The organism is Psychroserpens sp., assembly GCF_036960315.1.
In the GTDB taxonomy this organism is placed as follows: domain Bacteria; phylum Bacteroidota; class Bacteroidia; order Flavobacteriales; family Flavobacteriaceae; genus Psychroserpens.
The window spans coordinates 39,203-52,970 of sequence record NZ_JBALVR010000003.1 but is presented as its reverse complement, the minus strand read 5'-3'; the positions used below and the strand labels follow the sequence as shown (position 1 = coordinate 52,970).

The window sequence follows — 13,768 nt, the reverse complement described above, 5'->3', positions numbered from 1 at the left end:
TTCAGAGTCTAATATTTGTATACCATCTGTTCACTTATAAAGGCCCGAAAAAAATAAGCAATCGGATACTAGCATTTTTCTTGATTTTTTTGGCAACGTTGCTAGCATTTAAGATTAGCGTTTTAACGGGAAATAAAATTATAGAAATGCGTATAATATTCTGCGTTTTGACTCTACTATATGGTCCTTTACTTTATTTATATGCGTTATCACTGATTCGCAGATACTTTTCACTTAAACCAATTTATTTACTTCATTTGGCTTTCTCACTATTTTTACTTTTAAATATAGTTATTGGTTATCCAATATGGGATTTTGTTAGACCTCTTGTTTACCTGAGCTTGTTCCCTTATTTAATATTTGCCATACGAGAGATTCTTAAGTATCGAAAAATCATGGTGCAAACCCAGTCAAACGCTACACAAACTGATTTGAGTTGGCTTTTATGGACCATGATCATTTTTTGTTTTGTTGTATTTTCAGATTTGGTTGAATATTTACTTTCAACTCAGCTACTTATTTGGTCGATACCTGTAGTCGATACAACAGTGCTAATTTCGGTAAATTGGATGTTCTTTAATGGACTAAAACAGCCACAAATTTTTTCAGGAATTTCAATTGGCGATAAAGTTTTTGTCAAGAAAAACGACAATAATAAGTTTGATCCAGAAATAATAAAATCTGACATTAAGCAGATTACAAAATATATGGATAATGAAAAACCCTATTTAAATTCGACGCTTTCATTAACTGAGCTAGCAATTGAATTGGATATGCCTGTAAGGAAATTGTCTCATTTGATAAATTACTATTTCCATAAAAACTTTATAACTTTTATTAATGATTATAGGTTGTTGTTAGCAGAAGATCGTTTAATAAATCCTTTTCATGAAAAAGAAACAATATTAGAGGTTATATACGCTGTAGGATTTAATTCCAAATCCACATTCAATTCTCTATTCAAACAAAAAACTGGATTAACTCCAACAGAATATAAAAGAAATAACTCCTCACATTAATTACATATAACCTTTGTAAGTGATTTTATAATTATATCTATTCCTAAATAGTACGAATACATGTATTCGTACACTTCATCGAAAAAAACTTTGTTAATTGCTATATAAAGAACAAATAGTTGGTGACAATCTCCGATTTAGGTGTTGACATTAAAGATGTTTTAGTATTCAAAAATGTGAAAATTTCTAATGGATTAGGTTCTTAAAGGTTTAAATTTTTATAAATACGCTCAGAACAAAACAGGACTATTCTTAGACGTTTATAAAAGTAAATTCTCATAACTTTTAGGAAATTGTATAATTTTAAAGGAAGTTTCTTCATTTTAATAACGATAATTTAACGTCAAATTTGTACTTTAAGTAAGTCATTAATAAATAGATACTTAATATGAATTTGTTTTCGACCAATTTTCTTGAAATAAATAGCGCAAAAGGAATTCACCTTATTTGGGTATATAATATAAATTTGGATGCAACTTTTAATTCGAATAGTATTATTCTGAAAAAAAATAATCTCGTTATAGTAAGGCCAAATGAAAAGTTTTCAGGAAGGTGTGATGATTTCTCAGAGTTTAAAGTTATTAGGTTTAAAGAAAATGAGAGTATTATGGAAAATTCATTTTTATATAATCTATTGACTAAATATTCGGATAGAACATCTATAATTGAAGTAGATGATAAAACAGCTAAAGAAATTGATAATTCATTTGCCAAGGCTGCAAATTGTTCTTGTCTACAAAATGGACTAAATACCAATTTATTAATTAATGATGTTAATGAATTAATTATCAATAAGAAAGAGGTCGAAAAAAACTCAAGGTTTGGATTAGTATTTGATTTTCAAAAGTTACTTATGGATAACTATAAATGGAATCACTCGGTAGCAGGATATTCAAAAGAATTGGGCATAAAACCAAAAAAGTTATTAAAAAATATGCAAAGGCTGGGATTTAAAAACCCTAGTGTGATGATTAAGGAAAAACTTTTGTTGGAAGCAATGAAATTACTAGTACATAGTAGCAAGTCAAGTAAAGATATCTGTTTTGACTTAGGGTTTGATGATCCGGCTTATTTTACTCGTATTTTCAAAAGTAATACTGGGATTACTCCATTAAATTATAGAACGATTCATAGAAATTCTGATAATTGCGAAAAATGTCCTATTTAATTTAGTGTTTATTATTTAACTTTAGTATTTGGAACTATGGTAAGCGTATTGAATAAAGTAACAGAGAGAAATTTGAGCAGTAGCATGTATAGGTTTTTATCAAACCTTAAGAGTTCAAAAATCGAAGATGCTTTATATAATTATTTCGATGAAGACGTTTTAATAATTTATAATAATAAGCAAAGATTAGTAAATAAACAAAATTGGATTAGGTACGTAAAAAGTAATGTTTTTAATCAGTTTACGAACGTTATTCAATTTAATATAACAAATATTAAAACAGTTAACGAAGAGTTGTTTTTTGACATCTTTATGATATGTAAAAAGTATAATGGTCATATGGATTTCACAGAGATTAAAGTCACTCAGAAATGGCAAAATGATTTGATAAATCAAACGACATACAATTTGAATAGCTATTAATATAAACAATAATTTTTCAACATAATTAAACACTAAAATCATGCTAAAAAAAATTTTTAAACCCAGCAGTTACATTCTAATTGTAACTGTTATTGCATTTATGTCTTGCAAAAATGAAGACACTTATAAAGAGATCTCCTATTATACTATTAATGAACAAGGAGAGCTTGAGCGCCCAACCGACTTTAGAACCTGGGTTTTTGTAGGAACGCCATTAACGCCAAACGAACTTAATAATGGAAATGCTGCTTTTCCGGAATTCCACAGTGTGTATATTGACCCTGTTAGTTTTAAGCATTACAAAAAAACAGGGAAGTTCAGAGAAGGTACAATAATGATTAAGGAACTAATTACTGTTGGAGACAAAATGGCTACAAGTGGTAGCGGTTATTTTATGGGAGAATACCATGCTTTGGAAGCTACCATAAAGAGTAAAAAGGATTTCCCTGATGCTGCTGGAAATTGGGCGTATTTCCCATTCCATGTTGATGATTCGGGAACTCTACCGGGTTCTGTTAAGGCACAGCCAGATGTAAATTGTAATGCATGCCATGATGCAAATGCAGCAGATGATTTTGTATTCACGCAATACTATCCAATTTTAAGTGCTGCAAAAGGAGTTGGGGATGTTAGCCCAGAAGATTCTGATCATAGAGGATCTGAAATGAAAGTTAATATGGGTGGAACTACTGCAACTTCGGAAGAGAATTCAACTTCTGATTATGCAAATGCAGGAATTTGGGAAGCTAGTGCGCCTACGCCAGAAGATTTGGATTTGGATTTCCCTTTAGGCAAAGAAGAATTATTTGCTTATTTGAATACCAAGAAATATCAAGAATTTAAAACACAGGAGAGCGAGGCTCATCCATCAATTGGACCACATACAAAACTTGGTTGGCCAGTTAGAACATATATGAATGATATTTTGGCAGAATCAATGACTAGCGGAAATAGTAGTCATCCAATAGGATCTGCGGTAGTTAAGGAAATGTTTACTGACCAAAATGTCCTAAATGGTTGGGCAGTATATACTAAAACTCAAGATGATACTGCAGCCGGAAAAGGATGGTTTTGGTATGAGGTTACAAGTACAGAAGATAGTAATGCTATACAAGGTATTGGAAATGGTGTCAACGGATGTGTAGGTTGTCATGCTATTGGGAAAGACATGGTTCGTTCAGCATTCCCATTTAAATAAAAAAATAACTAATCTATAAAAATATTTAAAATGAAGTATTTCAAATACATAACAATAACAGCTTTGAGTCTAATGCTTTTTGCAGCCTGTGCCAAGGAAAAAGAGGCAACCGAAGAATATACAGAAGTGTCATATTATAAAATGGACAGTAATGGTGATTTAATGCGACCTACGGGCTATAGAGATTGGGTTTATGTTGGTACTCCAGTGACGCCTAACGAATTAAATAATGGAGCCGCTGCATTTCCTGAGTTTCATAATGTATATATTGATCCTATGAGTTATAAGCATTACAAAAAGACTGGCAAATATAGAGAAGGTACTGTAATGGTGAAGGAGTTGGTGAGTGTTGGTGATAAGGCTGCGACAAGTGGTATAGGTTATTTTCAGGGAGATTTCTTAGCAGTAGAAGTAACAATAAAAAGTAAAGAACTATATCCTGATGAACCAGGAAATTGGGCATATTATGGATTCCATACAGATGATGCGGGTAATTTGCCTGCAACTCAAAAGCCATTTGGAGCTCAGCATTGTAATATTTGTCACCAAACCAGTGCAGCTGAAGATTGGGTATTCTCACAATATTACCCTGTATTAAGAGCTGCTAAAGGGGTAGGTGAAAATGTTAACCCAGAAGATTCAGATAAACGATAATAATAACAAAATAATACTTTACTAGACAAATAGATAAAACCAATATCTATTATGTCTTCATGATTAACTTTGTTTTGAGCTTTTAAATAAGAATTTTAACTAATCCTTTTTTAAATAGCAAGAAGCTATAGTTTTTCCATTAACCTCACTGATTATTAAATTTTAATTGTAGTCATTAGCATATGCGATTAGCCTGTTCTTTCATTGATAGGTTTAGTGTTGTCCAAAGGTGTTTTATGATAATAGAACACTTTTGGATTGTTTAAGATATTCACTAATTAATAATTAAAAACAGAATCTATGAAAAAATTAAAAGAACGTTGGGGCATTACTTCCAATTTTCAAATTATAATAATTCTTCTCGTATTTTCTGTGACGGGATCTTTATCCGTTGCCCTTGCCAAGCCATTAATGAATGGTATTGGTGTTACTAAAGAACTTATGAATCCAATAATATTCTGGTCTATCCGTGTATTTTCTATGTTCGTTATATACCAAGTACTTTTAGTAACAATAGGAACCATTATGGGTCAGCACAAGTTCTTTTGGGGAATGGAGAAGAAAATGCTATCAAGAATTGGTCTTAAAAAATTCTTCAAAGAGTGATATTCCACAGTTGAAAATCTGTAAAGTTTCTATTTACAAATTTTATCATTTAACAACATCAAAGGAAGGGTGAAAAGTACAATTTTTGAGGTATTATAGATATTGTAATACGCCCTTTATGATTCTATCTTTGTATAATAAATCAAACCTAAAAGAAAGGATATAAATTATGTTAACATGGAAAGATGTAATAAGTTTTACTGTTAAAGGAAATCCAAAGCCTAGCAGGAGAGTACAAAAAACTGATTTGGAATGGAAAGAACTACTAACTCCTGAACAATTCAGAATTACTCGAAATAAAGGAACTGAAGCGCCTCATAGTGGAGCGCTATGTAGTATTCATGACGAAGGTAAATATAATTGTATTTGTTGTGATACACCTTTGTTCGACTCGACAATTAAGTTCAGTTCTGGGACAGGGTGGCCCAGTTTCACTCAACCAATAGAAGAAAATGCTATTAAGTATGAGCGAGATACGGCATTTGGTATGGCTCGTGTTGAAGTTATGTGTAATACCTGTGACAGTCATTTGGGGCATGTTTTTCCTGATGGACCTGAACCTAGCGGATTACGTTATTGTATTAATTCAGAATCAATGAAAATAGAAAGGAAAGAATATGGAAACTAAAAAATTAGAATTAGTAACACTGGGAGGCGGATGTTTCTGGTGTGTAGAAGCAATTTTTCAAGAAGTAAATGGTGTCGAAAAAGTAGTCTCTGGATATAGTGGAGGGAATGCACCAGGAAAGCCTACATATAGAGAAATATGTTCAGGACTAACAGGTTATGCCGAGGTTGTTCAAGTTTCATTTGACTCAAATGTCATTTCTTATGAAGACATTTTAGTGATTTTCATGACAACTCATGATCCAACAACAATAAATCAACAGGGAGCAGATAGAGGAACTCAATATCGTTCAGTTATTTACTATCATAATGATGAACAAAAGGAAATAGCCAAAATGGTTTCGAAAAAGGTTTCACCTTTCTACGAGCAGCCGATAGTAACAGAAATTACGGCTTTAGATATATTCCATGAAGCCGAAAAAGTGCATCAAGATTATTACAGAAATAATCAAGCTCAAGGCTACTGTAGCTTTGTAATAACTCCAAAATTGGCCAAATTACGGAAATTGCATGGGGATAAATTAAAAAAGATAGCTGCTTAATATCATTTTTATAATATATCAAATAATTAGTCAGGGTGTGTTATGCACCCTTACTAATTCAAAGAAGTAATTTAAATAAATGAAAAATCACAACCAATTAAGGTAAATGAAGCTGTTCATTATAACGGTAATAAAAAGTTTTATAGTGAGGGAATTAATTCGGAAAAATGGTTCGCTAAATACCCAAGATGGGCAAGGTATAAAGTAGTTTGCACAATGTTATTGTGTAGCTCATAACTTCGTAAGGATGAAAAAAAGGTATAAATTTTTGTTGATCATAGTTGTTGTATTCATTGGAATACAATTTTATGGTCCATATAAGAATTCTCAAAAAGGAACAACTGTTAACGATTTTTTGTACTCGGAAAAAGCACCAAGAGATGTTGCAAACTTAATTATAAATTCATGCTATGATTGTCATTCTAATTTCACTAAAGATAGATGGTATAGCAACATAGCACCCGCATCATGGCTTGTTGGCAAGCATGTTAAAGCGGGTAAGTATAGTCTGAATTTTTCTAATTGGGCTATTATGGATGTTAGAGACAAGAGAGCTATGCTTTCGGCTGCAGCTTTTAATATTACGAAAGAAGAAATGCCTTTGAAATCATACCTTATGATGCATCCAGATACTAGGCTATCTCAAGAGGAAATAAAGAAGATTATGAAATGGTTATATACAATAGAGGTGAAATAAAACAAAAAATGTTGCAATTTAAAAAATGTAGCATATTACTAGAGAAACTGAAAATTTGCTAGAAGGATATTCGGTAGTTCAGTTAATAATGAAAAAAGCGGTAAAGTGTATGCCAAAGAATTTGGCGGGAGTGATTATATTAGTTTCAGCAATCACATTGCCAATTAGAATGAAATCTTAAGACCTTGTGTGATGCCAGAACTAAGGGTTATGAATAGTTTAATAAAAAATTAAATTTGATGAAAGCAATTTGGAATAATACAGTTATTGCGGAAAGCAATGAGACTTTAGTTATAGAAAACAACCACTACTTCCCACCTGAAAGTATAAAAAAGGAGTATTTAAAAAGTGTGGATATACACTCAACCTGCCCATGGAAAGGTGAGTCATCTTATTATGATGTTATTGTTGGCGGAAAATTAAATACAGGTGCTGCATGGTATTATGAAAACCCGTCAGTTCTAGCTAAAGGCATAAAAAATTATGTTGCATTTTGGAAAGGTATTGAAGTAATTAAATAGATTAATTTAAATATAAGAATCATGAATAAATTAGCTTTAAAACAAGAAATTATAAGAGTTCAAAGAGAGAATCTTGAGGCAGTTGAATTAGAGTATGCCGAATTTAATGAAAACACAAAGTTAAAATTACAAGATAACTTGGATACGGATGATTTATCCCATAGAACACAGGCAGAAGAATATAGCCAGGTATTTGACAAACAAATCCATAACATTAGTGATAATATTGAGAAGATAAGCAAAATATCATTTGACAAAAAGGATAAAATTGGCCTAGGTGCAGTAGCGAAAGTAAACGGTCAAAATTATATCATTGGGATTCCAGCTTGTCAATTTGATTTTGAGGGAGAAAATTTTATTGCAATGTCCTCAGAGGCACCTTTATTTATAGCGATGATGAATAAATCTATAAATGAAACCTTTAGTTTTAACGATAAGTCTTTTTTGGTGGAGGATATTCATTAGAATAAATAAGACCTAGAAATTATTCAATTCATTCTTCGTTTATTTCGAGAATTTGTCTGATCATTTGATTTGTAAATCCCCATTCTGTATATCGCTGATTTTATAATCAATTTAATTTTTTAGTTATTTTTGAGTTCCTTTTATCGCTTTGATTGTCTATCTTTTATTTAAAATCAAGGAATTCGGCTAAGCAGCAATAATTAACTGAATTAAATTCCTTGAAAAACCCACATCTTACTCAAATTTTCACTCAGATTTGTTTCTTTACTTTTTGGTTGATTCTTTATGCTCTTTATTTACGTAATAAAATATTTAATTAATTTCGGTTAAACTTTCAAGCATTGAAGGGATTTATTCTGAAACTGTTAGATGAGGTTGAACTGAATCCCTTATCACTCATCCTATAATAATTATATCAAACGGAGTGATACCTATAAGTACTGATTTTTAGTATTGTTAATTTGAATGATTGTTAGTTAGGGAATAATTTTATAATCATTAAGATTAATTATAGCTTTTTGGTAAGATCTTAATTGGAATTATATAAAGGAAATATATCCAATAAATTAACAGGTATATGTCGTAATTTTATATAATTCATAATTTATTAACAACATTTTTAAAAAAATAATTATAGTTTAATAGTAACACTAGTATTATTGGTTTTTGGAGAATCATATATGTTTGCACAATTACCAGATCCTGGATTCGAAATTGATGACGTAACAGCACATGAATAAAATGAAAAAACAACTAATTATATGTTTATTGCTTTTTACTTCGTCAATGCTTTTGTATTCTCAGTCGGAAGAAAAACATAAAAAAGAGTCCGAAAGTGAAAATCCAGTATTAGAAATTATCACCTCAGGAATTTATGTCACTTCTTTCAAGAATAAAGAAAACACTTTTGGAACAGAATTGCATCTCACTTATTGGTTCAACCATAAATGGGGAGGTGGATTATCGTATACAGCCAAATTTGAAGAAGAGGAAACTCTTAATGATGTTGCTTTGCTAGGCAGTTGGAATCCTACTAAATGGATAACATTAAACGTTGGACCAAACTTTGGCCTTTCTGGGGAGCATAGAGATTTCGAAGTATCAGCTTATACCGAAGCAGAAATCAATATCCGACCTAAAGAATGGATTCATTTTGGACCGGTTATAGGAACAGTATTAGGTAGAAATTCAGAATTTACTTTAGGAATGCATCTAGGATTTGAATTTTAATAAAATCCAAATTCTACTTTTAATTCAAAGTTTGGCTAGAGTTTTTGTGATAATAAAAGGATATAGCAAATACGTGAAATAGTGTTTATTAATTAAAGTTGATTTTGCAAGAATAACGTTAGATGTTAATACATCATTAAATATAAATAAAATGAAAAAATTAATTTTAATTCTTGGTCTCGTTATTTCCATAGTATTGGTTATGAGTTTTGTGCAAAACGATACAACTGATAATCAGGAAATGGTCGCATTTCCTGATGGTTACCGAGACTGGACTCATGTGAAGTCTGTAGTTGTTATGGAGAGCCATTCCCTTTACGAGCGATTTGGAGGGATGCATCATATCTATGCAAATGAAAAGGCCCTTGCTTCTATGAAAGACGGCTCAACTTACGAAAAAGGATCTGTTTTAATTTTTGATCTCAGGCACGAAGTTGTAGCAGATAGTTTCATTTATGAAGGATCACGTAGAAGTGTAGCTGTTATGATTAAAGATTCTGTCTTATTCCCAGAAACTGGTGGTTGGGGCTTTGAGGAATTCACAAAAGACGATCAAAGGATTAGAATAGTAAAAGATGCGAATAACCAATGCTTCTCCTGCCATAAAACTCAGAAAGCCTCTGATTACATTTACTCAAAATACCGTGATTAAGATCGTATCTATAATTGCACAAATAGATAAAACCAACTATGAGTTTATCTTCTGAAACACCTTGCTTCTGAACAATGGATTTCTTATTTTTTGCTAACTTCGTGCTCAATGGTACTAATCTGTTAACGAGCATATTATAGGCAATTTAGTTATATAAAAGACTGAATTAATTTATTGAAATTTAGAAATTATGCGAAATCCAATTAAATTTATTATTCTAATATTTACTTTTATAGGCTGTAAAAGTAGCGTAGATATTAATCCCGTAAAAAAGATAGATTCAATTAAAGTTTCTATGGATAAAAATGCCGAATCATTTCTGATTGCCTCAAATATAAATTCGGTATCCATTGGTATTTATAAAAACGGAGAGATACATACTGGTCATTTTGGTGAATTAGATAAGGGTATGGGCAATACACCAAATGATGCGACAATTTATGAGATAGGTTCTAATACTAAAACCTTTACTGGTTTTCTTGTGGCGCAGGCGGTATTGGAAGGCAAGCTGACTATCGAGGATGATGTCCAGAAATTTTTGGATGAAGAATATCTGAATTTTGTGTATAAACAATCTCCAATAAAGATTAAACATTTACTCACACATACCAGCGGATTGGTTAATACATTACCTCCAGAAGTGAATGCTTTATTTGGTAAATTTGAGGAGGAGGGGACTCCTGAAAAAATAAACCGAGTATATGCAAATTACAGTAAGGAAAAATTCCTCGAGGATCTTCATGGTGTTCAAATTGATACGATACCAGGATATAGGTTCTCTTATTCTAATGCAGGAGTCGAATTATTGGGACACATACTAGAAGTTGTTTACGAAGATAATTTCGATAATCTACTTAAAACCTTCATTTTTGAAAGAGCTGAAATGACCAATACTAAAATGGAATTAATGCAAGTGGATTTGCTTAATGTTGCCAATGGACTAGGTTTTAGCGAAAATGTTAGACCGCTTTTTTATAATCCACTTTGGGGTTCAGCTGGCAAACTAAAGTCAACAACTCCTGATTTAACAAAATACTTGCGCCTTCAACTCGATTCAACATCAACCACCATTCGAAAGTCTAGAGAGGTTATTTATAGCGAAGATGGGAGAACTATTTCCTATTTATGGCGCGTTAGAGCATACGAAGAATTTGGAAACTACTACTATCATCATGGAGGGTCTTTTCGAACTCAAAACATGATTTTTGTGTTTCCGCAGTTTGATTTAGGAATCTCCGTAATAACAAATCGCAGTGATAATGAAACAGGGCCTCAACTTCAAAAACTAGCTTTTAGCCTACTAGAAGATTTGAAATAAGTGCTTATAACAAAGTGTATAGTTCATTGTTAATCTTAGGGATAGCCTCGACACTATACATAAATCGTTGTGTAACATTTGATGATATATTTTATAGAAGTAAGAACTACGGACCTCGAGTTCTAAGAAATCAGCTATGAAAATTTAAGGGAGATAAATAGTTTAGATATGACCCAAACGGAATTAAAAATAAACACCCTTGAAAATTTAAATTAACAAGGGTGTTTATTGATTGTTTTGATTGATGTGTTATCTATTGATAACCCGTTTACTAACTGTAACGTCTTTTTGTATTCCAAACAAATGTTTTAGTGGTATTTGTTGTGGCTGTAATTCTGTTGGTGTTTAGTGTTCTCATGATGTTAATTTTATATAGATTGATGGTTTTGCTTTTAGTTTAGTTGTAACGTCTTTTCGAATTCCAAACAAAGGTTTTCGTTGTGTTTCTTGTTCCTGTAATTTTGTTGTTATGTAATGTTCTCATGGCTCTAATATTTGATTGTTTATACTGTATAGACGACCGTGTTTTAATATTGTTACGGTATTTAACCCTTGTTAACAGAGTTTAACAAAACGTTAAGGAATTGGAAACCAGCTTTAAAAAAGAAAAAAGAGGGTAACAACCTTCATAATTCATAGCATATGAAATTCCATGCGGAAACTTCTCGCTGCTGAATAATGGGTTCTTGATTATTTGCCATCTTTAAGATCAAGCAATAAACCATATTTTGGGTGTTTCCTATTCCTGTCTTAATTATAGGAATAAGAAGAGATCTTTCACCATCTCCAAATAGTTAAATATTTTCAACAAAATTTAAAAAGACTTTTTTATGAAGTTCAAGATCCATATTAGGAGAAAGTGCTACTCGAGCAATATAATCTTTGTCGCCTTCTTTAGTTGTTCCTTGGGTAGATGTTGCAGGTATCGTCCAATAACAGCCATTTAGCTGACCATAACTCACGCAGTACTTGCTTTCATTAGGGATTTCTGTAATCATTAAATTGATTAATTTATGATTTAACGCTCTTTTATAAGATTCTTTTTCTTCATCTGTGTTACCTTTAGTTGGAAGATCTAATGAAAACACGGAAGGAGTAAATCCTTGTTTCGCTAATTCTTTTGATACAAAATTGATTTTCGCCTCTGGTAAAGTATCGTTGATAAAGTTTACAAAATCACGTGTATTTTCATAAGCATCATGAATTCTTTGTTTCATTGAAGGTAATTGTTTTGCCAATATTTCCATTTGAAGATCTGTAGCTTCGTTATCGCAAAGTCTTAGATGTATTTCTATTTTTTCCATCAATGCTGTAGTTTTTTTGTTTCCTACACAGTAGCCAGCAGTACATTGTCCACCACTTGGAAATTTCGATCCACTAGCATATGATATGGTCCTAATCGTTGAGAGTATTTCATTTTCACCTAAAAAGTGTACGTTAGGACAAAATGTTTGATCTAAAATAAAAACTGGATCTATTGCAATTTTACCAGTTGCAGTTTTACGGGATGCACTTAAAACATCTTTTAGTTTTATAAGATCGGGAACTTCAACTCTAGGGTTTGTTGGGATTTCAGCGATGATGTATGGGATAGCATCTTCGTAAGAAATTTTATCTAAAATGACATCAATACTTTGAACCATATCATTATCACCATCAACTGGTAAATCCACCACTTCAACATTATCAATGCAATCAGCAACTCGTCTTGCTTGGTCATTTGTTCCACCATAACAATTTGGAGGAACAATAATTTTGATAGCCTTTCCTTTATGATTTTCTTGTGCATCGTGAATTAACCCCATCATAATTGCATATTGAATCGATAATCCACTAGAACCAACAAGAGCCTTTGTATTTGTTCCAGTAATGGCTGCAATGGAGTCTAAGACAAGAGCTTTGTTTGTCTCAACATTATTTTTTTTAATATCAAAAGAAGATTTCTCTATTAGAAACTTTAAGGCAGCAAGAGAATTGGCTGGCGTCATTGCGATTGTCTCTCTTCTTCGGACATGTTGAATATCTGAGATATAACTTTCATTTTGTTCGCCATTCACTAATAAAACACTTCCAAGATGAGCATAAATATTGATGAAAAAGTCAACGTTTAGGGAGAGTTCAATAGTTCCAATTTCATCCTGTTGTGAAATATAAATGGTACTACCGTTAAACACGGAAATATCTTCTACCCTCTCAATATTCTGCAATTCAAACTTATAGCCATAAATACGTCGCAGTATTTCAACATCAAAAAAATCTGGTAATTCACCTGTATAAATGATTTGGGTATTTTTATTGTCTATCAAATTTTTTCTTAGAATTGCCAAAACAGGAACCGTCTTTGATGAAAAACTTATGACATTATTTGGTTTTTGATTATTTAAATTGGCAATTACCCATTCTAGAACAGAAGATAATGGATGACCTAATCGAATGTAGTCATAAGCAGTGGGTAATTTACTTAATGCCGATGATTCAGAATTATTGTTATTAAATAAGACTTCAAATTGTTCTAGAAATTCAATTTTGGCCAATTTTTCATCATAAATATCTAGTCGATGAGTTGTTAGGCTCAACCAGCCAGTTGGCATGTTTTCTAATACATCTTTAATATAATTTAGCATTTTAGTGTCTTGCATGATTTTTAC

14 protein-coding genes are annotated in these 13,768 nt (G+C 31.8%); 13 read left to right on the top strand and 1 reads right to left on the bottom strand.

Features of this window, described 5'->3' with window-relative positions:
- The first annotated feature begins 167 nt into the window (after positions 1-167).
- From V7719_RS06050 to V7719_RS05990, 13 genes are all read left to right on the top strand, one after another.
- On the top strand, positions 168-1,019 hold the full coding sequence (locus V7719_RS06050) for a helix-turn-helix domain-containing protein (protein WP_335728986.1): 852 nt from the start codon (positions 168-170) through the stop codon (positions 1,017-1,019).
- Between the two features lie 388 nt (positions 1,020-1,407).
- Positions 1,408-2,187 (top strand): helix-turn-helix domain-containing protein, encoded by a 780-nt coding sequence (locus tag V7719_RS06045; protein WP_335728985.1) that lies wholly within the window; start codon positions 1,408-1,410, stop codon positions 2,185-2,187.
- Positions 2,188-2,650: 463 nt separating this feature from the next.
- Positions 2,651-3,808, top strand: a complete 1,158-nt coding sequence (locus V7719_RS06040) for a cytochrome P460 family protein (protein ID WP_335728984.1) — start codon at positions 2,651-2,653, stop codon at positions 3,806-3,808.
- A gap of 30 nt (positions 3,809-3,838) precedes the next feature.
- Positions 3,839-4,462, top strand: a complete 624-nt coding sequence (locus V7719_RS06035; protein WP_335728983.1) for a cytochrome P460 family protein — start codon at positions 3,839-3,841, stop codon at positions 4,460-4,462.
- Positions 4,463-4,762: 300 nt separating this feature from the next.
- A complete protein-coding gene (locus tag V7719_RS06030; protein ID WP_335728982.1) occupies positions 4,763-5,068 on the top strand; it encodes a DUF6787 family protein in 306 nt (101 codons plus the stop codon).
- Between the two features lie 169 nt (positions 5,069-5,237).
- Positions 5,238-5,696 carry a peptide-methionine (R)-S-oxide reductase MsrB gene (gene msrB / locus V7719_RS06025; protein WP_335728981.1) on the top strand — a complete coding sequence of 153 codons (459 nt, stop codon included), beginning with the start codon at positions 5,238-5,240 and terminating at the stop codon, positions 5,694-5,696.
- Positions 5,686-6,237, top strand: a complete 552-nt coding sequence (msrA, locus tag V7719_RS06020) for a peptide-methionine (S)-S-oxide reductase MsrA (protein ID WP_335728980.1) — start codon at positions 5,686-5,688, stop codon at positions 6,235-6,237. The genes msrB and msrA overlap by 11 nt, the downstream gene beginning before the upstream one ends.
- A 247-nt stretch (positions 6,238-6,484) precedes the next feature.
- Entirely contained in the window at positions 6,485-6,934 is a 450-nt protein-coding gene (locus tag V7719_RS06015; protein ID WP_335728979.1) for a heme-binding domain-containing protein, read from the top strand.
- A gap of 239 nt (positions 6,935-7,173) precedes the next feature.
- On the top strand, positions 7,174-7,455 hold the full coding sequence (locus V7719_RS06010) for a DUF427 domain-containing protein (protein ID WP_335728978.1): 282 nt from the start codon (positions 7,174-7,176) through the stop codon (positions 7,453-7,455).
- A 21-nt stretch (positions 7,456-7,476) separates the two neighbouring features.
- Complete coding sequence (locus V7719_RS06005) at positions 7,477-7,920, top strand: hypothetical protein (RefSeq protein ID WP_335728977.1); 444 nt, start codon at positions 7,477-7,479, stop codon at positions 7,918-7,920.
- Positions 7,921-8,661: 741 nt separating this feature from the next.
- On the top strand, positions 8,662-9,150 hold the full coding sequence (locus V7719_RS06000; protein ID WP_335728976.1) for a hypothetical protein: 489 nt from the start codon (positions 8,662-8,664) through the stop codon (positions 9,148-9,150).
- Between the two features lie 151 nt (positions 9,151-9,301).
- Positions 9,302-9,802, top strand: a complete 501-nt coding sequence (locus tag V7719_RS05995) for a cytochrome P460 family protein (RefSeq protein ID WP_335728975.1) — start codon at positions 9,302-9,304, stop codon at positions 9,800-9,802.
- 190 nt (positions 9,803-9,992) lie between these two features.
- A complete protein-coding gene (locus tag V7719_RS05990; RefSeq protein WP_335728974.1) occupies positions 9,993-11,120 on the top strand; it encodes a serine hydrolase domain-containing protein in 1,128 nt (375 codons plus the stop codon).
- Between the two features lie 794 nt (positions 11,121-11,914).
- On the opposite strand, the gene V7719_RS05985 is transcribed toward V7719_RS05990, so the two are convergent.
- A complete protein-coding gene (locus V7719_RS05985; RefSeq protein ID WP_335728973.1) occupies positions 11,915-13,759 on the bottom strand; it encodes a cystathionine beta-synthase in 1,845 nt (614 codons plus the stop codon).
- Positions 13,760-13,768: the final 9 nt, after the last annotated feature.